Below are 22,253 nucleotides of genomic sequence, written 5' to 3'. Positions count from 1 at the left end.
TGAATTGCAACTGGAGAGGGTTTAGATGAACGAAAAAGATTCCATATTACAGATTTTGACGCCAAAGGCAGTGCTTAAAGCCATGAGCCCAGAAGCGGCGGCCTCTATTCCACAGGTCTTGTTAGAGCAGGGAATGGTTCGAATAACTCGATTTCCTTTTAAAGTCGGGAGAGAGTCACGTGTCAGGGAATTTGAAGGCAAGATGGTGAGGTTGGAGAGAGATAAGTTTGATGGTCGCGAACCGAGTAATGACCTTTATCTGATAGATGTTGCTCAGCCGCTGCATATTTCCAGAGAGCACTTTCAGATTGAGAGAGAGGGTTCAGAATACATGCTGGTAGATCGCAATAGCGCTTGTGGTGTGAGCGTGGGTTCAGTTCGAGTCGGTGGCCGGGACAGCGGAGGTAGAATTCAAATTGAGGATGGCGACATCATTGCTATCGGAGCTGCGGATACGCCTTACCATTTTAAATTCATTGTGCTTTAAAAGCAGGCTTAAGCAATATCCTGCGATCAGAACTGTCGGGGTTCCATTTGCCCTATATTTTCCTTGTTAGACGAATATTGAACTATCCTGCATGCGAGCATTTTCATATGGCTGTAACTGAATAAAAAATAGAGCTGCTGTAGTCGAAAGGAAGCTTGCTATTTATCGATGTTTTCGCTAGAAAGCGCGCCCGCTTGCAAGAGCGGAATTCGCACACTGTCCAAACCAATTGTGCCCGTAAGGGTGGTGGACGGTGGAGGAAAACAACAATCGGAGGACTTCAATGTCTCAATTTACAATGAAACAGCTGCTCGAAGCAGGTGTTCACTTTGGTCACCAGACCCGTCGCTGGAACCCGAAAATGGCTCCATATATCTTTGGACAGCGTAATGGCATCCATATTATCGATTTGCAGAAAACTCTGCGTATGGCGAACGAAAGCTATTCATTCATGCAGGCACTGGCAGCAGCCGGTGGTCGCGTACTGTTTGTCGGCACCAAGCGTCAGGCACGTGAAGCTGTAAAAGAAGAGTCATCTCGCGCAGGTCAGTTTTATGTGAATCACCGCTGGTTGGGCGGCACACTGACTAACTTCGCCACTGTTCAGCAGTCTGTTCGTAAAATGAAAGATCTGCAGCGCCAGAAAGAAGAGGGCGTATTTGAACTGCTGACCAAGAAAGAAGCTCTGCAATTGCAGCGTCAGCTTGATAAACTGGAGCGTTCTCTCGGTGGTATCAAAGAAATGAATGACCTGCCGGACTGCCTGTTTGTGGTAGACGTTCGTAAAGAAGAGCTGGCTGTAAAAGAAGCACAGAAACTGGGTATCCCGGTTGTAGCTGTAGTTGATACAAACTGTAACCCAACCGGTATCGATTATATTGTTCCTGGTAATGATGATGCGATTCGCGCTGTTCGCCTGTTCTGCAGCAAGATTGCCGATGCGCTGCTGGAAGGCACTGAATCCTGGCATCTGGAAAACGCTGAAGATGGCGATGATGTAGTTGAAGCTATGACTGTTGCTGCTGAAGATGCTGCTGTTGAAGATACAGCGGCTGAAGCATAATTACTAAAAAAAGATACGAGGATTATTAGAATGGCTATTACCGCTGCAGATGTGAAAAAACTGCGTGATATGAGTGGTGCAGGCATGATGGACTGCAAAAAAGCATTGAATGAAACCAATGGCGACATTGATGCTGCAGTCGATTTTCTGCGTAAGAAAGGTCTGGGTGCTGCTTCCAAGAAAGCTGGTCGTGTTGCTGCAGAAGGCATTATAGTTTCAGTGGCTGAAGGCAATACAGGTGTTGTGCTGGAAGTGAATGCTGAGACTGACTTCGTGAGTAAGAACGATCAGTTTGTCGGTTTTGTGAATGCAGTTGCGGCTCTGATTATCAAAAACAACCCGGCTGATCTGGCTGAGCTGTTGGCAAGTGATTTTGACGGCGAACTTACTGTTGAACAGGCTCTGTCACAGTTGATCGCAACCATTGGTGAAAACATGAGCGTTCGTCGTTTTGAGCGTTTTGAAGTCAATGGTACTGTTGCCGGATACGTACATGGAGCAGGTAAAATCGGCGTATTGGTTGGCATCGATGGCGATGTTGATGCAGGTCTGGCTCGTGGTGTTGCCATGCATGTTGCAGCTGCTAATCCGAAGTTTATTTCACGTGATGATGTGGATGCTGATACCGTTGAACGTGAGCGTGCAGTTCTTTCTGAGCGTGCGATTGCCAGCGGAAAACCGGAAGCGATTGTCGATAAAATCGTTAGCGGCCAGCTGAATAAGTTCTACTCTGAGATCTGCCTGCTGGAACAGGATTTTGTTATGGATTCTGATCAGAAGGTTGGCAAGGCCCTGGGCGATGCTAAAGTTGTAAGTATGGCACGTTTTGGACTTGGCGAAGGTATCGAAAAGAAAGAAGAAGACTTTGCTGCAGAAGTTGCAGCACAGATACAGGGTGGTTAATCCCTGATGAGTGATTCAAACCGCGAGAGTCTTGAGCAGCGCCCCTATAAGCGGGTGTTGCTCAAGCTTTCCGGTGAAGTACTTATGGGCGATGCTGCTTTTGGTGTTGATCCTGAGACTATCAACCGGATTGCAAAAGAGCTGATCGATGTGCAGGAATCCGGTGTTGAACTGGCTATTGTTATTGGCGGCGGCAACATCTTTCGTGGCATGAGCGGTACAGCTTCCGGTATGGATCGGGCTAGCGCGGATTACATGGGTATGCTCGCTACCATGATGAATTCGATTGCATTGCAGGATGCCATTGAGCGGAATGGTGCTACGGTACGAGTTATTTCTGCACTGCATATTCGTGAGATTGCCGAGCCCTATATCCGGCGCCGTGCAGTACGTCATCTGGAGAAGGGTAGAATCCTTATCTTTGCCGCGGGAACCGGGAACCCTTATTTTACTACTGATACAGCGGCCAGCTTGCGCGCTATGGAAATTCAGGCTGATGCAGTACTCAAAGGCACTAAAGTAGACGGGGTTTACACCTCTGATCCTGCTAAAAATGCGGATGCTGTGCGTTACGATACACTTACATTTACCGAAGCATTGACCAAACGTCTTGGTGTGATGGATGCAACGGCCATGTCCCTATGTCGCGATAATCAGATGCCGATTGTGGTATTTGATGTGACTACACCGGGGCATATGCTCAAGGCAGTATCCGGTGAGCCTGTAGGCACGCTGGTTCAGGAGGGGTAAGATGTTTAAAGATGTAGAAAACAGAATGGACAAATCCATTGCAGCACTGAAATCCGAGTTGGCTACGATCCGTACCGGACGCGCCAATGCTGCCCTGCTGGATCACGTCAGAGTCTCTTATTATGGTTCTGAAGTACCTATCTCACAGGTGGGTAATATTTCAATTCCTGAGCCACGTATGCTGATGATTACGCCGTGGGAAAAAACCATTATGGCGGATCTGGAAAAGGCTATTCTGAAGTCTGATCTTGGTCTGACACCGACCAGCGATGGTGAGGTGGTACGTATCGTTCTGCCTGAACTAACCGAAGATCGTCGTAAAGACCTGGTGAAGCAGGTAAAGGCATCTGGTGAGAAGGCCAAAGTATCTGTGCGCAATATACGCCGTGATGCTAATGATGGTGTGAAGAAACAGGTGAAGGATGAAGGGCTTCCTGAAGATGAGAGTAAACGCCTGCAGGACCGGATCCAGAAAATCACCGATCAGTTCATTACCGAAGTTGATAAAGTTATTGAGCATAAAGAAAGCGAAATTCTGACTGTTTGATGTCACCATCCTCCCAGATGGATCAATCTCATTTAATACCCGGTCACGTTGGCATCGTTATGGATGGCAATGGTCGTTGGGCTAAAGCCCGGGGCAAAGGGCGTCTGGAAGGGCATAAGCAGGGGGCTCAGGTCGCCCGCAATGTCGTTGAGTGGGCCAAAGATCTGGGTATACGTCAGATCTCACTGTATGCATTTTCTACTGAAAATTGGGAGCGTCCAAAACTGGAAGTACGGGGCTTGATGAGCCTTCTTTCAATCCTGCTTCCAAAAACCTTGCCTGAAATGATGGAGAATGGTGTTCGTTTTCGTGTGCTGGGTGATATTGCACCTTTGCCAGGCAGTGCCCGAAGAGCGGTTGAGAAAGCGGTGTCGGCGACAGCAGCAAACAAGGACATCGATCTGATACTCTGCTTGAATTACGGTGGTCAGCAGGAGATTCTGGTTGCTGTTCGCAAAGCCCTTGTCTGGGCCAATGAGCAGGAGAACGGTGAAACGGCATTGAATACGCTGACACCGGAAATTTTTCGTAGCCTGATGTGGCGCCGTGATATGGCACCGCTGGACCTGTTAATTCGCACTGGTGGTGAACAACGTATCTCCAATTTTCACCTTTGGGACGCAGCATATGCCGAACTCTATTTTACGGATGTTTACTGGCCGGACTTTTCCAAAAAAGATCTGCAGGAAGCGTTGAGTGATTATGCCTCCCGAGAAAGGCGTTATGGTCAGACCAGTGAGCAGGTTGGCTGATGAGTGAACTCAGTAAGCGTATCATCACGGCTATTGTTTTATTTGTAGCGGTGTGGGGCTGGTATTTCCATCTTGCGTCGCCCTGGTTTGAATCGATGTTGGCACTTATTGGCCTGGTGGCGAGCTGTGAAGCAGTATTGATGATGAAATTACGTCAGCCTCTTGCTTATATGCTTTCAGCAGCTGTGATGTGGGGCTTATTCGCCTGGTCGGCCGACATAGGCTGGTTACTGCTAGGTGGTTTTATCTGGTTTTTCGTCTTTGTATTGAATTCACGCTTGCAGCAGGCTTCATTTTCCGACTTTTTTGCCGCGGTTTGGTTGCTATCATGGGTATATGTGTTCGCTCTGGCTATTGCAGAAACACATAACTCTGCGGTAGGACAGTCACTGATAATAGGGACTTGTCTGGCTGTGTGGACTTCTGATACGGCCGCTTATTTTGTCGGCCGCAAGTGGGGTAGTCGAAAGCTGTGTCCTGCGATCAGCCCGGGCAAATCGATTGAAGGGGTGATGGGAGCACTGCTATTTGCGGTACCTGTTGCAATGTTCTGCTGGGTGAGTTGGGACGTTTTACCTGCTGGTCTGGCTCTTATTCTTGCTCTGGTAGCAGTCATTGCCGGTGTGCTTGGTGATTTGTCTGAATCTTCGGTGAAACGTATGGCAGGTGCCAAGGATAGTGGCTCATGGTTGCCGGGCCATGGCGGTATTCTTGATCGTATTGATGCGATTATCATGGCGGTACCGGTGACCTGGTTGTTGTGGGGGTTGATCTGATGCGAATGACAGTGTTGGGAGCAACAGGATCAATTGGTTGTAGTACCGCTGATGTGATGCAGAGGCATCCGGACAAATTCACTGCCTTCGCTCTTGTCGGACACCAGAATGATGAAAAGATGCTGGAGCTGGCAAATAGATTGCACCCCGAATGGGTGGTAATGACTGATGCTGATGCGGCAAAACGTCTGCAAGGGAAATTACCTTCAGGTACTCGGCTGGAATTCGGCATGGATGCTGCAATTGAGCTATCTGCAGCTTCAGAAACAGATATGGTGATGGCTGCCATGGTTGGCTCAGCAGGATTGCCGGCAACGCTTTCAGCGGTTAAAGCGGGTAAACGCGTAGGCTTGGCCAACAAAGAATGTCTGGTTACAGCAGGAAATATTTTTATGCAATCAGCCAGAGAATCTGGTGCGGATGTTGTGCCGGTAGATTCTGAACATGCCGCTGTGCATCAATGTATGCACGGGCATGATTATGATTCGATTACTCAGGTTATTCTGACCGCATCCGGCGGCCCCTTTCGGGATCGTGATCCTGCAACCTTACATGCTGTGACGCCTGAAGAGGCAGTGGCGCATCCGAATTGGGATATGGGTGCTAAGATCAGTGTGGATTCCGCGACCATGATGAATAAAGCGCTGGAATTAATTGAGGCGCGATGGCTGTTTGGCTTAACGCCTGAAAAACTTTCTGCGGTGATTCATCCGGAAAGTATTGTGCATGCCATGGTGGAATACAGAGACGGCTCTGTGTTGGCACAATTGGCTATGCCAGATATGCGAATGCCGATTGCGTATGCCATGCAGGCTGAACCAAGACTGGAGAGCGGGATTCCGTGGCTGGACCTTGCCAAAACAGGTTCTCTGAATTTCAAGGCTGTGAACAACGAACGGTTCCCGGCCATGGCACTTGTGCAGCACGTCATGCGCGGAGAAGATTCATTGTCCATCGCATTTAACGCTGCCAATGAAGTGGCCAATGCAGCATTCAGGAATAGAAATATTCGTTTCACCGATGTTGTCAGCACAGTAGAGAAAGTGCTCTCCATGGTGGATAGTGCCGCTGTTGGGACTTTGGATGAAGTATGGTTATATGATGAACAGGCCAGAAGACTGGCAGAAGAGGTGATTTCAGCATGACTGAAATTTTACACACAACGCTGGCGTTTATAGTGGCTATTGCACTGCTTATTGCGGTACATGAGTACGGTCATTTCTCAGTTGCACGCAGGCTTGGTATCAAGGTCGAGAAGTTCTCTATCGGCTTTGGCCCCGCCTTGTTTTCATGGCGAAGCAATGATCAGGAAGTGCTGTACGTGATCGCGGCCATTCCATTGGGTGGTTATGTGAAAATGCTGGGTGAAAATCCGGATGAACAGGAAGAAGGTGTGGCTTCAACCTTGTCAGAAGAGGATAGAAAACGGGCTTTCAATGTTCAGCCGGTCTGGAAGCGGGCTGCTGTGGCTGCAGCAGGGCCGGCCTATAACTTTGTTTTTGCCATTGTTGCATACATGATGGTTGGCTGGATGGGGCAGTCGGTATTACCTACCATTGTAGGTCATGTGGCACCTGCATCTGTTGCCGAGCAATCCGGGTTGCAGATTGGAGACCGTGTTGTTGCGGTGCATGGGCGTGATGTACATTCATGGCAGCAGATGGAAGAGCTGCTGAAGAGTCGCGTAGGTAAGCAGTCTGAACTAATAGTCAGTCGGAATGAGAAGACCCTTGCGCTGAACATGAAGCTTGCTGAACAGAAGAAAGATCCGTTACTGATTGATGTGGCCAGTCAGGTGCTGGGATTTACTCCCGGTTTATTGGTTAGTGTGGATGACGTGGTTGAATCTTCTCCTGCTCATCAGGCTGGCCTGCTCAAGGGCGATGTAATTCAACGCGTCAATGGGAGAGCGGTTAATAACGTCAATCAGTTTATTGATCAAATAAAGGCGAATGCGGGAAAAACAGTAAAGATCGTTGTTAAGCGGGAACAGACATTGTTAGAACTGGACGTGCTTCCGGCGACAGATCAAAATCAGCAAGGCCGGATAGGTGCGAGGCTCTCAAGCCAGGCCGCCAATGGTACATCTGTGTATCGAATGGGGATCTGGGATGGCATGCAGTATGGTTTTGTACGCACCTGGGAGATGACCGTTTTAACACTTGGCGTGTTCTCGAAGATGGTAACATCGGCCATTTCCCCGGATAACCTCGGTGGGCCCATAGCTATTGCGCAATTGGCAGGAAAAACAGCAGATATGGGGCTGGTATATTTTCTGAGTTTTCTGGCTTTAATTTCTGTAAATCTTGGTGTATTAAATTTGTTGCCAATTCCGGTTTTAGATGGTGGGCTTCTGGTCTATTTGGGCTTGGAGAAGTTGCGGGGGAAGGCACTTTCACCAAAATTTCTGGAGATTACACAGTTTATAGGTCTGGCATTGATCATTTCACTGATGGTGTTTGCTTTTTATAATGACCTTTCTCGATTGTTCAGGGGATAAGATGCTTGGCTCGTTAAAATATTGGATTATCGCGTTTGGACTACTGCTTTCCGGTTTGTTGTCTTTCAACACTGTTTCGGCAGCTGAAGACAATCAGCAAACAGCGTCGCGGATTATTTCTATTGATGTGCAAGGAAATCGATTCGTCGAAAAGGAAACTATTCTTGATAAAATGACTATCAAGGTTGGCGACAGTCTGGATAGGCGTAAAATAAGTAAAAATATTCGCAGGTTGCATCGAACTGGTTTCTTTTCCGATGTCAGATTCACCGGCACAAGAACAGCTCAGGGAATTCATTTTGTCTGCCATGTGAAAGAGTTTCCCCTGATAGCCAGTTTGAAGATGCAGGGCAATGACGAGCATACGACTAAAGACCTTCAGTTACGCATGAAGTTGAAACCAGGGCGTGTTTTCAGTCCTAAGAATAAAACAGCTGATCGGAACACCCTGCTCAAGGGCTATCTGAAAGATGGTTTCTATCAGGTTGCGATTCATTTTATTACAACACCCCGCGACGATGGACGTGTGGATCTCGTTGTGAAGATCGACGAAGGAAATGTAACGCGTATCAGTCGTGTTCGTTTTATCGGCAATAAAGCTATTAGTAGTGGGGTGTTGCGCGAAGAGATTGCTTCCAGACAATCAGATCTCCCATCATGGATATCCGATCGGGATGTGTTTGATCAGAAACGTTTTGCCGCTGATTCCCAAATGCTTCAGCAGTATTACATGGATCAGGGATATCTTGATATGAAGATTGAGTCTATGCATCTTGCCATGTCTTCAGACAAAAAGAGCTTTGACCTATCTTTTAGTGTATTTGAAGGTCCTCAATACACGGTATCCAAGATTGATGTGCAGGGAGACCTGGTCCCTGATAAAGAGACATTGAAAGAACTGATTAGCATGAAAGAAGGCCGCACCTATTCTTTGACTGCAATGAGCGAAAGTATTGCGGCAATCACTGGAAGGGTTGGTGATGAAGGTTATGCATTTGCTTCAGTAACACCTCTGATGAAGAGGAATATTGAAGATAGAACGGTTTCAATTTCATTTGAAGTTGAAAAAGGCGAAGAAGCTTATGTTGAACGCATTGAAGTTGTAGGTAATGAAAAAACCGATGATTCAGTGGTGCGAAGGGAGTTGAAACAGGCTGAGGGAGCCCGTTACTCCGGCACTCAGGTTGAGCAAAGTAAAAAGAATTTGAGTCGATCTGCTTTTGTTGAAGATGTCAGAGTTTCATTGGATAAAGCCTCATCAGGCGACAAGGTCAATATGAATGTGAACCTGACTGAGCGAAAAACAGGTTCCATTACCGGCGGCATTGGTTATTCACAAATTGAAAAAGTAACATTTCATGCCAAAATCCAGGAAAACAATCTATTCGGTAAAGGCTATCAGGCCAGTCTTAACGGTGAGTATGGGGCAGTGACCCAGAATATTACCACAAGTCTGACAGACCCTTATTTTTTAGGATTGAATATGAGTGCTACGGTAAACGGGTTCAAAACCAAGACGGATCCGCAGACTACGACCACCTATCAAATGGAAACTATCGGAGGAGGTTTTGGCTTCGGTATACCTATTACGCCTGAACTCAGCTATGGGATATCGTATCAATATAAACGCTCTGATCTGTCACTGACCAACACAACAATCTCTCCGATTACACTGTCACAGTTGGGGAGACAAACAACAGGTGAGGTCACTCAGAATTTGACCTGGGATAGCCGTGATCGCTTGCTTGGCACTACAGAGGGGCAGATGCATCAGTTGCATGTTGGAGCGGCTGGTCTGGGTGGAAGTGATAAGTTTTATGAGGTCAAGCTAACAAATAAAGCATATTTTCCTATAGATGAGAAACACCGATTTGTCCTGAATCCGATTTTTGAGGCTGGTTACATTAGTGGTTATTCGAATTTGGATGTACCTCTGTATCGTCGCTACTCGCTTGGCGGTTCCGGCAGCGTAAGAGGGTTTGATTCACTGGGTATTTCATTGCGTGATCCGAATACTGGTGAAGCTGTTGGTGGTGATAAAAAATTTAACGCTTCGCTGAATCTCTTTTTTCCGCTGCCATTTGTGAAGCAATCCGGTATTCGTGGTGTGGCATTTGTTGACGCGGGTACAGTTTGGGGGAGTGTATCTGCTACAGTGACCGGTTTGGCACCGATTAACATAACGGAAGCATTTTCTTTATCACGATTGCGTTCTTCGGCAGGGTTGGGTATCGAATGGATGTCTCCGGTTGGTCCTATTGGGTTATTGTGGGCGATACCAATCCGAACTGTATCGGGTGATGTGCAGAGGAATCTTGAATTTATGATGGGCGGGTCATTTTAGCATATTCTGATAGTATTCAGAGTATAACTATAGTTTGTAGTAGAAATAGTAAGGAGTTTTCAATGCAGAAAAGTAATTATATTCGATCAATTATTGCTTCACTTGGGGCGATGATGATTTGTGGCGTAACGATGGCTCATGCCGAAGGAATGAAATTCGGCTATGTTGATATGAAAAGTGCAGTGGAAAACACAGCTGATTATCAAATGGGTATGAAACGCCTGAAAAGTCTGCAGGCCCAGAAAGTCAAAGAGCTTCAGGCACTGGGCGAAAAAATCAGTAAATCTGAAAAGGATCTGTTGGGCCAGTCTATGGCAATGTCACCTGATCGTCTGGCACAGAAACAGCAGGCACTAAAGTCCATGCGTACTGATTTCCAACGCAAACAGCAGGATGCTCAGGAAGCGCTCAGCGCTGAAAAGAATCGTCTGGATATCAGTATCGGAACCAAATTCCAGAAAGTGATCAGTAGCTATGGCAAGCAGGGTAAATATGACATTATCATGCAGAAACCTGCATTCCTTTATGTTGATCCAAAACATGATGTTACTGCAGATATCACCAAACTTCTGGATGCCAAGAAGTAATTAGCAGGTATCCTGTGAAAAGCGTATCTCTTCATGAGGTTGCCGAACTTGTCGGTGGAGTTATTGCAGGATTTGATGGTGATGCCAAACAGCTGATAATTACCGGCGTAAATACGTTGAGTAGTGCTGATGCCAGCCAGATATCGTTTCTGGCAAATAAGAGGTACAGCGATGCAGTAGCACAAACTGACGCTGCTGCAATTTTAGTATCAGATGCAGCAGCAGACCCTGACGGTTGCAGTGTAATTCGTGTCAGGGATCCATATCTCGCTTTTGCCAAACTGCAGCGTTTGTTTCATCCGGAGTTACCTGCCAGTGGAATCAGGCATGACTCAGCTGTTATTCATCCTGAAGCCAGACTTGCGATTGATGTGGAAGTCGGTGCAAATGCCGTGATAGGTGAGCAGGTCACCATTGGCGAAGGCAGTAGAATTGGTGCCGGTTGTATCATCGGAGATCGGGTAAGCATAGGCAAAAACTGTCTGTTACACGCAAAAGCAGTTGTTGCCCACGACTGCGTGCTGGGAAATGAGGTTTATCTGCAATCCGGAGCGGTGGTTGGATCTGATGGATTCGGTTATGCCTGGAGCGGTCAACAACATCTGAAAATTCCGCAGGTCGGACGAGTCATTCTTGAAGATGATGTCGAAATCGGTGCAAATACCTGCATTGATCGCGGAGCCATTGAAGATACAGTTATTGAGCGTGGCGTGAAACTGGATAACCAGATTCAGATTGCCCACAATGTTCGCGTCGGTGCCTTTACTGTGATGGCAAGTCAGGTTGGAATATCAGGTTCAACAACAATTGGCAAAGGATGTCAGTTCGGTGGGCAAGCTGGTACGGCCGGTCACTTGAATATAGGTGACGGTGTTAAGCTGGCTGCCAAAAGCGGTGTGATATCAGATCTTGAGGCCGGGGGAACCTATGCCGGAGTGCCAGCCATGCCGCATCGCATGTGGTTGAAGGTTTCTGCGTTAATGATGAAATTGCCCGAGCTTTGGAAAGCTCAGCGCAATCGTTAGTTAAATATTTCATATATACAGTTTCAAGGAGAGTTTAAATGCCGGAATTTAATATTGATCAGATTATGGAGTTTTTGCCGCACCGGTATCCATTTCTACTGATTGACCGGATTCTTGATTACGAAAAAGAAAAATCAATCCGTGCATTGAAAAATGTAACCATCAATGAGCCGCAATTTACCGGTCACTTTCCTGCGCATCCGGTGATGCCGGGTGTGCTTCTGGTTGAGGCTATGGCACAGGCCGGTGGCATGCTTGCATTCCAGTCGGTTGAAGATGATCGTGAATATCTGGTCTATTTTACAGGTATTGATGGCGTGCGTTTCCGTAAGCCGGTTCGTCCGGGTGATCAGGTTATATTTGAGCTGACCTGTCTGCGCCGACGTGGTTTTATGTGGAAGCTGCGTGGTGAGGCCTTCGTCGATGGTAAACTGGTTTGTGAAGGTACATTGACGGCTACACTGGTGCCGCAAGAAGAAACATGAGTGGCTTAATTCACCCAACAGCTATTGTTGATAGCAAGGCAGAGATCGGCGTTGGTGTGACGATTGGGCCGTATAGTGTCATTGGCCCTGATGTGATTATTGGAGACCGCTGTGAGTTAATGTCACATGTGGTGGTTACCGGCCATACCGTTATGGGATCAGCAAACAGAGTTTTCCCATTTACTTCGATCGGTCAGATTCCTCAGGACCTGAAATACCACGGGGAATCATCTCAGGTCATTATCGGAAATAACAACCAGATCCGCGAAAATGTGACGATTAATGCAGGTACGGAAGGCGGTGGCATGATTACTCGCCTTGGGGACCATAATTTGTTGATGGCATATACCCATATCGCGCATGATTGTCTGCTTGGAAATAACATTGTACTGGCCAACTGCTCTACTCTGGCTGGTCACGTTGAAGTTGATGATCAGGCCATTATCGGTGGTCTTTCTGCTATCCAGCAGTTTGTCCGTATTGGCAGTCTAGCCATGATTGGTGGTATGTCCGGCGTGACTAAAGATGTGCCCCCATTTTGTCTTGTTGCCGGTGGTTATCGCTCTGGTTTGAGTGGTTTGAATCTCGTGGGTTTGAAACGCAAAGGTTACAATCTGGAGCAGATTGGTCATTTGAAGGAAGTCTATCGCATACTGTTGCAGGAAAAGGGTAAACGTGCCGAGCAGTTGCTTCAGGCCGAAGCAATACTTAAAGATGGCGATGAAGTTGGACGCAGTCTGGTGGAATTTGTCCGCACAGCCAAACGCGGTCTGACCACGCATCGCCGCGACTCCTGATCACTTTACTCGCGGTATGAAAAAAATAGGACTCATTGCGGGTTATGGACACTTCCCTCTGGAGTTGGCCTCATCTCTCGCTGCCGAAGGTTTCGAAGTTCATACGGTTGCTGCGCGTGAAGAGACTTTTCCTGAAATCGAGAAGTTGACCGCATCTACATGCTGGCTGCATGTGGGGCAGATAGGCGGCATGATCAAAGCCTTTAAAAAAGCCGGTGTGGATCAGATTGTGATGGCTGGCAAGGTGCGGAAGTTGCATCTGTTTCGTAACTTCAGGCCAGATCTTACAGCTGTGAAAGGTCTGATGCGTTTGAAAGATCGCCGGGATGATTCAATCCTGAATACCATTGCAGATCTGTTGTCTGAAGGCGGGTTGACCCTGATCGATCAGACGCTGTACGCAGGTGAAATGCTTGCCGGAACGGGGCATCTGGCAGGCCCTGCAGCGAAAAAACGCAATGATGACATTATCTTTGGTTATACTCAGGCCAAGGGGATTGCCGGGCTCGATATCGGGCAGACTATTGTGGTACAGGATCAGGCTGTTTTGGCTGTTGAGGCCATTGAAGGCACTGACGAAGCGATCAAGCGTGGTGGTTCACTGGGCAGCGGAAAGGCGGCGGTGATCAAGGTGGCCAAGCCAAATCAGGATCTTCGTTTTGATGTGCCTGCCGTTGGACCTGACACACTGGAAGTGATGAAGGCTTCTGGCTGCAATCTGCTTGCAGTAGAAGCTGGAAAAACACTGATGATTGAACGGGATCGGTTTTCTTCCATGGCTAGCCAATATGGTATTTCTGTCTATGGTTACTCGGAGAGTTAATTTTACATTCTCTATCGTGAGATTGAATAGATGAGGCAGTTTTTTGTCAGTGCCGGTGAAACTTCCGGCGATTTTCATGCTGCTACAGTCGTTGCGGAATTAAAATCACGTTTTCCTGAAGTTGAAGTAACAGGTGTCGCAGGCAGTCAGATGATAGCTAATGGCTGCATGCCGCTGCATCATATGAATGAGTTGAATGTCATGGGTATAAGTGATGTGCTGCGCTCACTTGCACGTATTCGAAGTATCGAGGTTTCTATTCTTAACTGGTGTGCCAGTAACCGGCCCGAAGTAGCGGTGCTGGTTGATTTCTCCAGTTTTCATATGCGGCTGGGTCGCAAGTTACGAAACATGGGGATTCCGGTTATCCATTTTATTGCACCGAAATTATGGGCATGGGGTTCATGGCGAGTAAAGAAATTGCAGCAATCTCAGGACAGGCTTGCATCAATTCTTCCTTTTGAAATCGAATGGTTTGCCCTGCGTGGAATTTCAGCCACTTATGTGGGAAATCCCAGTGCCGTAGCTTGTGAGAGAGGCTGGTCCGCTGCTGAATTGAGGCATAAACTCGGCTTAGAACCAGAACAAAAGCTTTTGGCATTGCTGCCGGGTAGTCGCCCTCAGGAGTTAAAAGCACATATTCCAGTTTTGGCAGAAAGCCTTCGAAAGCTTAGGGCCGAATTGCCAGAACTTGCCTGCGTTGTCCCATTGGCGCCGGGCGTGGAAAAAGAGCAATTGGAGCTCTTGTGGAAGGCGGGAGCCGTAGCGATACAACGGCAAGAGCATGATTATGCGTTAAGAGCTGATGCGGCAATCGCTGTATCAGGAACTGCCACCCTCGAGCTGGCTTTGTGGAACGTGCCAACGGTGTTGGTTTATCAAAGTTCGCCATTGATGGTTTTTCTGGCCAAAAGGCTGGTTAAGCTTCGCTGTGCAGGTTTGGCTAATATAATTCTGGGAGATCGGCCGGTTATGCCCGAGCTGATTCAACAGGACTGTACTGTGGAAAATATTGTACATGAAATTCTACCATTGTTGCAAAATTCAGATGCGGCTGAGATGCAACGAGATGCATTTTGCGATTTGAGGGAAGTTCTCGGGAATGAAAAGCCTGCTAAAGGCGTTGCTGATATGGTGGAGCAGCTTATTCACTAGATTCAGCTTGCTTTCATAGGTGTAATTTATCCCTGTAGTAAGAAATCAACTCTTTGACTATACTGTATCCTATGGCTTTTCGTATGACGTTGATCTTGTGGATGATTACAATTTTCTCCGGTGGTCTGGTTCAGGCAGCTGAGGCGGATCATCATCAGATAAAGCAGTACAGAGATTGGGTTGATGATTTTAAAGATGCCCATCGCGGCCCTTTTAAATCAGTGCAGTGGTTTTGCAATGATGGCACCGTGTTGCCTCCCAAAGAATATGCCTGTAAAGAACACGGTGGTGGTCGCCAGCATGGTGAGTGGAATGATCGTGCGATGACTATGAGGGAAAACGGTTATCTGATCGCCAATGTGCTTTCTGCGATAGAGCCTGAGCAATTCATCACTGCCGATAACGCAGCTTCAGATTTGAGCCAGATACTGCTTGAACAGTTCCTCAAGCAGGTCGACGATGGCTGGGTGTTACGCAAAGCACGTTTTTATCGAGGGGCAATTCAGGTAGAGGCCGAGCAGGACTCGGCCAGAAAAATCGTTCTGGCAATGCTTGCTGATAAGGATTGGTTAAAGCCTGAAAAGTTTCTTTTACTGCGCGAGGCAGTGCGCTTATTACCGATTACACTTGAACCGTTGCTGGGGGTTGAAGTTCGCAAGGCGGCAACAGATATAAATGAACAGGATGCAGGGTTTCACAAGCTGCGAGTGAAAATCCATAGCCTTCCGGATGACGGGGATGCAGCGAAGGTACGTGAGTATGCAGAGAAATCCGGGATTGCAGAGCTGAAGGATCAATATGAAGCGCTTGCAGCAGGTCTCGATAAACTTTTTGGTGAACATACGAGCAATGAACTGCTGTGGCAGCTGCATGATAAATCTCACAATAAAGCTTTTCGCCAGGAGATGGTTGGAACCATCCGCGATCTGTACGCTAGCAAAGACAGTGACAGAGTTGTTGCATTTGCAGCTTCCAAAGCGCAGGGCTACCGTAAGCTTCTATCCAAAGATAATCCTTATACAGTATATAACCGATTGCGTTTTTTACGTGCCACGCTGGTTCTTGAACAGGAGGTGTTTGTTCACGGCAATCTGCTGCTAAGAGAGGCTGAAACAGCCAGTCGGCGCACACGACTTGGCTGGTTGAGATATTTGGCAGCAGCACTACATGCAACGGGCATGCTGTCTGATCGACAATGGCAGGCTATATCCATGGAGTTGAATACTCTGCTTCGCAGCAAGCGGATCAGCGTAAGTGACTATCATGCATCGTTGAACTATCTTACACGTGTTTCACAGTGGTCACAGCGCGCTCTGGAATTTCACTTTTCTTCAGCTGTAAAACAGTGGTTGCCCCTGACCCCATTGGTGCAGAACTTTGTTCCCGATCGCTTGAGAGGCAGCCCTTTGCTGCCATATACCCGCTTGCTCGATACATTGATTATCGATGCCAACAGACTCAGTGGCATCAAACATCAGCTGTTTGGTCGAGAGGTGGGTAGCGGTTTGCGTGCGCTGAATCCGGGATTACGCAGGGGGATACTGTTAGCTGAACCGGAGCAGGGACAGCCATTGCATCCCGATGGCATCTATATTCTGAATGCTACGACTCAGAATTTGACACCTGTTGCAGGTATAATTACCCGAGGTGAAGGAAGCTCAGTTTCGCATGTGCAACTGCTTGCTCGAAATATGGGCATTCCCAATCTTGTCGCAGATGAAATACGTCTTAAGCAAATTCGTCGACATATTGGAAAAAGGGTGATTCTGGCAGTAAGCCAGAAAGGTGTTATCCATATCATGCCGGATGAAGAAAAATGGGATATGGTGTTTGGCAGTGAGACAGTTGATGCAGTTACAATTGAACCTGATCTTGATAAATTGAATCTCAACGATTTAACATTAATTCCACTTCAAGTAATCCGTTCCAGCGATTCGGGACGAACAGTAGGCCCAAAAGCCGCGAATTTAGGGCAGCTTGCTTATTATTATCCGGATATGGTTACTGCAGGTTTGGTCATTCCTTTCGGTGTGTTCCGAAAATATCTGGATCAACCTATTGAGCCTGGAGGCAGTTCCATCTTTGTATGGATGCAGGCGGAATACCGCAGGCTGGAAAAGATCAGCTCTGAAATAGAAAGAAACCACCAGACTAAAGTCTTTCTGGAAAAGTTGCGCAACAGGATTATCTATGGAGACCCGGGTGCTGCATTTACACACCAGTTGCGTAGTGCTTTGACTGAACAGTTTGGTAGCAGTGAGACAACCGGGTTATTTGTGCGCAGCGATACAAATGTTGAAGACCTGCCCGGTTTCAATGGGGCGGGTTTGAATCTTACAGTACCCAATGTCATAGGTTTTGACGAGATTTTGCATGCGGTCAAACGTGTGTGGGCTTCACCGTTCAGCGAGAGGGCATTTGCGTGGCGACAGTCTTATATGACTGCACCGGAGCATGTCTATCCTGCAGTATTACTGATGCAGAGTTTCGCATCGGAAAAGTCTGGCGTCATGGTTACAGCTGATGTGGGCAGTGGAAACCACGGCTGGCTATCAATCGCGGTGAATGAAGGTGTGGGCGGTGCAGTTGAGGGGCAGGCTGCTGAGGAGTTGCGTGTTGATCGCAAGCAGGGGGATGTGCAGCTGATGTCTCAGGCGACTGCGCCGAAGAAGATGATGTTGAGTCAAGCAGGGGGCATCAAAGTGGAAGCTGCAGTGGGTATGGAGCAGTTGTTAAGCCGCAATGAGATTGTGCGTTTGCAGGATGTGGCTAGCGATGTTGATGCACGTTTTCCACTGCCTCGAGGCAGCGGGAATAAACCGGTAGCAGCAGATATTGAATTTGGCTTTAATGCCGGGAAATTAGCGCTGTTTCAAATTCGACCTTTTGTTGAGAGTCGAAGAGCATGGAACAGTCCTACGTTGCAGGCAATGGACAGCAAGCTTTCCGCACGATCAACTCATACGGTGAATCTGGATCAGTTGCCAATATTTGCGAGACGAAACAATGATTAGAGTTATATTTATCCTGGCAGCTGTTTTTCTAAATCCTTTGCCTGCGACTGCATTCCCGATTGATGCTGCTGATGAGACAGGGATAGAGAGGCTGGAAGGTTACAGGCAGGCACAGCTTGGAAATGTTCCCGGCAATCGACTGTTTCAGGGGGCAAGACTTTACTCGAACCAGATTTCACTCGCTCTGCCGGAGCGCAGCTTTTCGTTGCCGGCAGAAAACCGTCAACTGGCCTCGCGTATAGTCGCCTTGCTTGGTGATGAGGCTGATGATTATAGTCTCAGTATGTTGGATATCAGCGACCCTGATCATCCCAATCTCGTGCATCACAACGCGGATGTGTTGAGGAATCCGGCCAGCGTTGGGAAAATTATCGTTGTTCTGGCGCTATTTCAGGCCCTGGAAGACATCTACCCTGATGATATTCAGGCGCGCGAACGCATCTTGCGAGATAGTATGATCACTGCCGATGCATTCATCCGGCATGACCATCATAAAGTTCCATTCTGGTTGCCGGAAAGAATGCGGCTGCAGAAACGCAAACTTGCAGAAGGTGATACTGCCAATATGTGGACCTATCTGGACTGGACACTCTCAGCCAGTTCCAATGCTGCTGTCAGCATGGTTATCAAACATCTGTTGCTGTTGCGCCACTTCGGCAAGGCATATCCGGTTACAGTTGCACAGGAGGAGAGTTATTTCGCTCAATCCAGAACTGTGTTGCATGAGGATATTCTGGCGGCACTACAGGAACCTGTTGCACGAAATGGTCTTGACCCGGATCATCTCAGACAGGGCGGTTTTTTTTCGCGAGAGGGTAAGCGTCGGGTTCCCGGAAGTAATAGTGTCGGTACAACCAGAGAGTTGATGTATTACATGCTTTTGATGGAGCAGGGGAAGCTGGTTGATGCCTGGTCGAGCTTGCAGCTTAAGAAGTTGTTATATCTTACACAGTACAGGATTCGTTATGCATCCTCTCCTGCGTTAAAGGATGCTGCGGTCTATTTTAAATCCGGCTCATTCTATAAATGTGTGGCTGAACCAGGCTTTGTATGCAAAAAATACAGCGGGAATAAACTAAATATCATGAATTCGGTGGCAATTATAGAAGCCCCTGCCGGAGCGCCTGGACTTCGCTATATCGTGGCAATTACATCAAATGTTTTAAGGAAGAATTCTGCGGTGGCTCACCAGACACTGGCGACACGTCTGCATGCGCTGTTACAATCGTTGCATCCGGTGCATGCATCGCAACAATAATGTCATCCATTTCACGAATCAGTTTTTTCATCCATTCGCCACCTTTCGGGTCATTTGCCAGCGCAACAGCAATGTAACGATGCCCGTCATGTTCAATGAGTGCACTATCCGCATGGTAGGTGCGCCATGTTCCTGATTTTCGGTACATCTCTACATTCGGATAATCAGTTTGAAGTCCTTTGACAAATTTGTGGCTGATGCCGGGTTTGGAGAGAATGCTTTTCATCTCGCTGGAATGTTTCGGCGAAACCAGCTGGCCGGTTTCCAGCAAATAGTAATAGCGGGCCACCTGAGTGGCTGTGGCACCATGTGAGAGGTGATGCAGCGGATCGCGATGGAATGCTTTGCCGCTACCATATTCCTTGCCAACCCATAAGCCGCCATTGTGCTGCGGGTCATACAAGCGGTACTTGGGCGAGGCCAGAACCGTATTAATATAATCTCCGCCAACTTTATGAAGTACTGCTGTTGCAGCTTTGTTGGAAGAGTGGCGGATCATATCGGTCATGGTTTTGCGCAAATTATTGTCCAGAGGCAGCTTGCCTTCGGCGATGCGTTCAAAGGCGGCCAGAAGGATGGCAATTTTAGGCAGGCTGGCGGCATACATCATTTCATCACCGTTGACCTGAGCCATACCAGGTGCGGTCGGGTCGGTAACATCAACGAGAGCGACAGAAAGCCGTTTATCTTTTATTGCTTTTGTCAGATGCAGAGAGGTGATGCGTTGTTCTAACATGCGCTGCATATCGGCATTGGCGCTATCCCGAATCGTAGGGTGTTTGGTTTTGCTTACGGTTGTGGTTTTATGGTGGCCTCGCACAGGTTCATGTTCGACTGCTGTGCCTTTGTGGGGAATGAGCATAAAAAAGAGAAGGCCGGTGATTAAGCGGAACCAGAGTTTGAGTGCCATGCGTGATTTTCGAGCCATATAACGTCCTCCACCCTGATAGTTTCAGCCGTACGATCTCATCCTTCTACGCTATTTGGATAAAAAGTCAATGATTATACGCTTTTGTGCTCATTTGAGCCACACTCTAAGGGGTGGGTTAAGTTGCTATAACAAGTGAATGAAGTGCAGTGAGTCAACGAATAGCTGAACAGTTAGTTTGCAAGCAGAGTGTTTCCAGTGTCAGCCTTGGCAAGATTGGTGAGAGGGTTCTGTGCGAGGATAATACTATCCATTTCACGAATCAGCTTTTTCATCCATTCGCCACCCTTCGGGTCATTGGCCAGTGCTACAGCAATATAAGTGCGTCCATTGTGTTCAATCAGGGCACTGTCAGCATGGTAGGTGCGCCAGCTTCCTGATTTTCTGAATATTTTTGCATCGGTGTTGCTCAGGCCTTTGACAAATTTATGATTGATGCCGGGTTTGGATAGCATGTCTTTCATTTCACGTGAAGATTCGGGTGAAACCAGCTTGCCGGTTTCAAGCATGTAATAGAAACGTGCTACCTGCAAAGCTGTAGCACCATGAGACAGGTGATGCAGAGGATCACGGCGGAATGCAGCACCACCTGCATATTCCTTGCCAACCCACAGCCCGCCATTATGGCGTTCATCGTACAAACGGTATTTAGGGGATGAGAGAAGTTCGTTGATATAGTTCTTGCCAACGGCCCTGATCATGCGGGTTGCTGCTTTATTCGATGAATAACGGATCATTCGGGTCATGGTTTGACGCGTTTCGCTATCCAGCTGCAGTTTACCTTCTTTAATGCGTTCAAATGCAGCCAGCAGGATGGCGATTTTAGGCAGGCTGGCGGCATACATCATTTCATCACCGTTGACTTGAGCCATGTTTGGCATGTGAGGGTCTGTGACGTCAACCAGCGCTACAGACAGGCGTTTGCTGCGCACAGCTGAATTCAGGTGAAGGTCTTTGATGCGTTTTTCCAGCAACTGTTGAAGTTGTGGGTTATTGTGCTGGCGAATTGAGTCGGAAGAAAGCTCGGAAGAAACGGCATACCCGGGCCATGCGATCATCAACGTGCACAGCAGTGAGAGTAAAGTTTTTGATGCCATTTCTACCTCCTTGTTCGACTTAAACCGCGGGGACCATATCGATTTATCTTTATATTGCAACAAATGTGCCACGGTTAAAGTCAGGTGCTCATTGCGAGAACACGTTTCCTATACCGTGAGTTTACTGGTTTGAAATAATGCTGAAGTGATGTGGCTTACAATTCACGTATTTATTTTCAGGGGACTTTCACTCTGGGCATGCGACTCAGAACCATATCGCTTTTCTCATCCAGCCAGCGCGTATAGTTGCCATCATAATAGCGTGGGTTGGGCAGCATGGATGCCAGAGTCGCTGACTGCCATCGCGTTAGCATGGATGCCGGGATTCCGTAGTAATGACGGGCTGCAGCCTCAGCGCCGAAGATGCCGTTTCCCCACTCAGCATAGTTTAAGTACAGTTCTAAAATTCGTTTTTTCGACATGCTCATTTCTATCATCATTGTGATAATGGCTTCTTCGCCTTTACGCAAGAAACTCTTTTCACTGGAGAGAAACAGGTTTTTGGCCAATTGCTGAGATATAGTGGAACCACCACTGGCAATGCGCCCCTTGCTGATATTTTTCTCCATGGCAACGCGGATGCCATCCCAGTCAAAACCACTATGCTGAGTAAAACGTGCATCTTCAGCGGCAATAACTGCCCGTTTTAAATGGGGTGAAATACGATTGTAGGCAATCCACGTTTGCCTGATCCCGGCCCTGGTATTCTTTTCTTTCATGTCGACTAATGTGGCTTTCATAAAGGCAGTATTATCAGGGTTCTCTGTGCGCCATTTACTCACTTGAGTGTAGAGATAAGCATGCCAGCTGAATGTGACTAGTAGTAACAGCCAAAGGCTGTGTTTGATCCAGCCTGAAATGGTTTTCTTTTGCGTATCTGTCATAAGCAGAATATCGCCGTTACTGTAGCGGTTGGCAAATGAGCAGCATCACAAAAAAAGGGCCGGCTTTTGGCCGACCCT

Annotated in this window: 21 protein-coding genes; 18 read left to right on the top strand and 3 right to left on the bottom strand. The window is 47.6% G+C overall.

The annotated features are described in order from the left end of the window. The first annotated feature begins 25 nt into the window (after nucleotides 1-25). From MMIC_RS00680 to MMIC_RS00595, 18 genes are all read left to right on the top strand, one after another. Nucleotides 26-487 carry an FHA domain-containing protein gene (locus MMIC_RS00680; RefSeq protein ID WP_072658397.1) on the top strand — a complete coding sequence of 154 codons (462 nt, stop codon included), beginning with the start codon at nucleotides 26-28 and terminating at the stop codon, nucleotides 485-487. 283 nt (nucleotides 488-770) lie between these two features. Further along, nucleotides 771-1,550, top strand: a complete 780-nt coding sequence (rpsB, locus tag MMIC_RS00675; protein ID WP_072658396.1) for a 30S ribosomal protein S2 — start codon at nucleotides 771-773, stop codon at nucleotides 1,548-1,550. Between the two features lie 30 nt (nucleotides 1,551-1,580). Continuing rightward, entirely contained in the window at nucleotides 1,581-2,453 is an 873-nt protein-coding gene (tsf, locus tag MMIC_RS00670; RefSeq protein WP_072658395.1) for a translation elongation factor Ts, read from the top strand. Nucleotides 2,454-2,459: 6 nt separating this feature from the next. Further along, on the top strand, nucleotides 2,460-3,203 hold the full coding sequence (pyrH, locus tag MMIC_RS00665; RefSeq protein WP_072658394.1) for a UMP kinase: 744 nt from the start codon (nucleotides 2,460-2,462) through the stop codon (nucleotides 3,201-3,203). Nucleotide 3,204: 1 nt separating this feature from the next. Further along, nucleotides 3,205-3,750, top strand: a complete 546-nt coding sequence (gene frr, locus MMIC_RS00660) for a ribosome recycling factor (protein ID WP_072658393.1) — start codon at nucleotides 3,205-3,207, stop codon at nucleotides 3,748-3,750. Nucleotides 3,751-3,767: 17 nt separating this feature from the next. Next, on the top strand, nucleotides 3,768-4,502 hold the full coding sequence (gene uppS, locus MMIC_RS00655) for a polyprenyl diphosphate synthase (RefSeq protein WP_072658504.1): 735 nt from the start codon (nucleotides 3,768-3,770) through the stop codon (nucleotides 4,500-4,502). After that, nucleotides 4,502-5,278, top strand: a complete 777-nt coding sequence (locus MMIC_RS00650; RefSeq protein ID WP_072658392.1) for a phosphatidate cytidylyltransferase — start codon at nucleotides 4,502-4,504, stop codon at nucleotides 5,276-5,278. The genes uppS and MMIC_RS00650 overlap by 1 nt, the downstream gene beginning before the upstream one ends. Next, the gene (dxr, locus tag MMIC_RS00645; RefSeq protein WP_072658391.1) at nucleotides 5,278-6,423 is read left to right on the top strand and encodes a 1-deoxy-D-xylulose-5-phosphate reductoisomerase; all 1,146 of its coding nucleotides are present in this window, start codon (nucleotides 5,278-5,280) and stop codon (nucleotides 6,421-6,423) included. Before MMIC_RS00650 ends, dxr begins: the two co-directional genes overlap by 1 nt. Further along, nucleotides 6,420-7,778, top strand: coding sequence for an RIP metalloprotease RseP (gene rseP / locus MMIC_RS00640; RefSeq protein WP_072658390.1), 1,359 nt, complete (start codon nucleotides 6,420-6,422; stop codon nucleotides 7,776-7,778). Before dxr ends, rseP begins: the two co-directional genes overlap by 4 nt. 1 nt (nucleotide 7,779) lies before the next feature. Then, nucleotides 7,780-10,122, top strand: coding sequence for an outer membrane protein assembly factor BamA (gene bamA, locus MMIC_RS00635; protein WP_072658389.1), 2,343 nt, complete (start codon nucleotides 7,780-7,782; stop codon nucleotides 10,120-10,122). A gap of 62 nt (nucleotides 10,123-10,184) precedes the next feature. Beyond that, complete coding sequence (locus MMIC_RS00630; RefSeq protein ID WP_072658388.1) at nucleotides 10,185-10,709, top strand: OmpH/Skp family outer membrane protein; 525 nt, start codon at nucleotides 10,185-10,187, stop codon at nucleotides 10,707-10,709. A 14-nt stretch (nucleotides 10,710-10,723) separates the two neighbouring features. Further along, nucleotides 10,724-11,734 (top strand): UDP-3-O-(3-hydroxymyristoyl)glucosamine N-acyltransferase, encoded by a 1,011-nt coding sequence (gene lpxD / locus MMIC_RS00625; protein WP_072658387.1) that lies wholly within the window; start codon nucleotides 10,724-10,726, stop codon nucleotides 11,732-11,734. Between the two features lie 38 nt (nucleotides 11,735-11,772). Continuing rightward, nucleotides 11,773-12,219, top strand: coding sequence for a 3-hydroxyacyl-ACP dehydratase FabZ (fabZ, locus tag MMIC_RS00620; protein WP_072658386.1), 447 nt, complete (start codon nucleotides 11,773-11,775; stop codon nucleotides 12,217-12,219). Further along, nucleotides 12,216-13,016, top strand: coding sequence for an acyl-ACP--UDP-N-acetylglucosamine O-acyltransferase (gene lpxA, locus MMIC_RS00615; protein WP_072658385.1), 801 nt, complete (start codon nucleotides 12,216-12,218; stop codon nucleotides 13,014-13,016). Before fabZ ends, lpxA begins: the two co-directional genes overlap by 4 nt. A gap of 16 nt (nucleotides 13,017-13,032) precedes the next feature. Then, nucleotides 13,033-13,839 (top strand): LpxI family protein, encoded by an 807-nt coding sequence (locus MMIC_RS00610; protein ID WP_072658384.1) that lies wholly within the window; start codon nucleotides 13,033-13,035, stop codon nucleotides 13,837-13,839. A gap of 30 nt (nucleotides 13,840-13,869) precedes the next feature. Then, complete coding sequence (lpxB, locus tag MMIC_RS00605; RefSeq protein WP_072658383.1) at nucleotides 13,870-14,994, top strand: lipid-A-disaccharide synthase; 1,125 nt, start codon at nucleotides 13,870-13,872, stop codon at nucleotides 14,992-14,994. Nucleotides 14,995-15,065: 71 nt separating this feature from the next. Next, entirely contained in the window at nucleotides 15,066-18,008 is a 2,943-nt protein-coding gene (locus tag MMIC_RS00600) for a PEP/pyruvate-binding domain-containing protein (protein ID WP_072658382.1), read from the top strand. Next, nucleotides 18,001-19,266, top strand: coding sequence for a serine hydrolase (locus MMIC_RS00595; protein ID WP_072658381.1), 1,266 nt, complete (start codon nucleotides 18,001-18,003; stop codon nucleotides 19,264-19,266). The genes MMIC_RS00600 and MMIC_RS00595 overlap by 8 nt, the downstream gene beginning before the upstream one ends. Here the strand turns inward: MMIC_RS00595 and MMIC_RS00590 are convergent. From MMIC_RS00590 to mtgA, 3 genes are all read right to left on the bottom strand, one after another. Next, on the bottom strand, nucleotides 19,157-20,194 hold the full coding sequence (locus tag MMIC_RS00590) for a serine hydrolase (protein ID WP_227819277.1): 1,038 nt from the start codon (nucleotides 20,192-20,194) through the stop codon (nucleotides 19,157-19,159). The two genes, MMIC_RS00595 and MMIC_RS00590, sit on opposite strands and share 110 nt — an antisense overlap. Before the next feature lie 173 nt (nucleotides 20,195-20,367). Then, nucleotides 20,368-21,291: a serine hydrolase gene (locus MMIC_RS00585; protein ID WP_072658380.1), complete on the bottom strand. Its 924-nt coding sequence runs from the start codon at nucleotides 21,289-21,291 to the stop codon at nucleotides 20,368-20,370. Between the two features lie 176 nt (nucleotides 21,292-21,467). Further along, the gene (mtgA, locus tag MMIC_RS00580; protein WP_072658379.1) at nucleotides 21,468-22,175 is read right to left on the bottom strand and encodes a monofunctional biosynthetic peptidoglycan transglycosylase; all 708 of its coding nucleotides are present in this window, start codon (nucleotides 22,173-22,175) and stop codon (nucleotides 21,468-21,470) included. Between the last annotated feature and the right edge of the window lie 78 nt (nucleotides 22,176-22,253).

It is taken from the genome of Mariprofundus micogutta, assembly GCF_001895085.1.
In the GTDB taxonomy this organism is placed as follows: Bacteria; Pseudomonadota; Zetaproteobacteria; order Mariprofundales; family Mariprofundaceae; genus Mariprofundus; species Mariprofundus micogutta.
The sequence above is the reverse complement of the archived record's forward strand: the minus strand, read 5'-3'. Positions and strand labels throughout refer to the sequence as shown.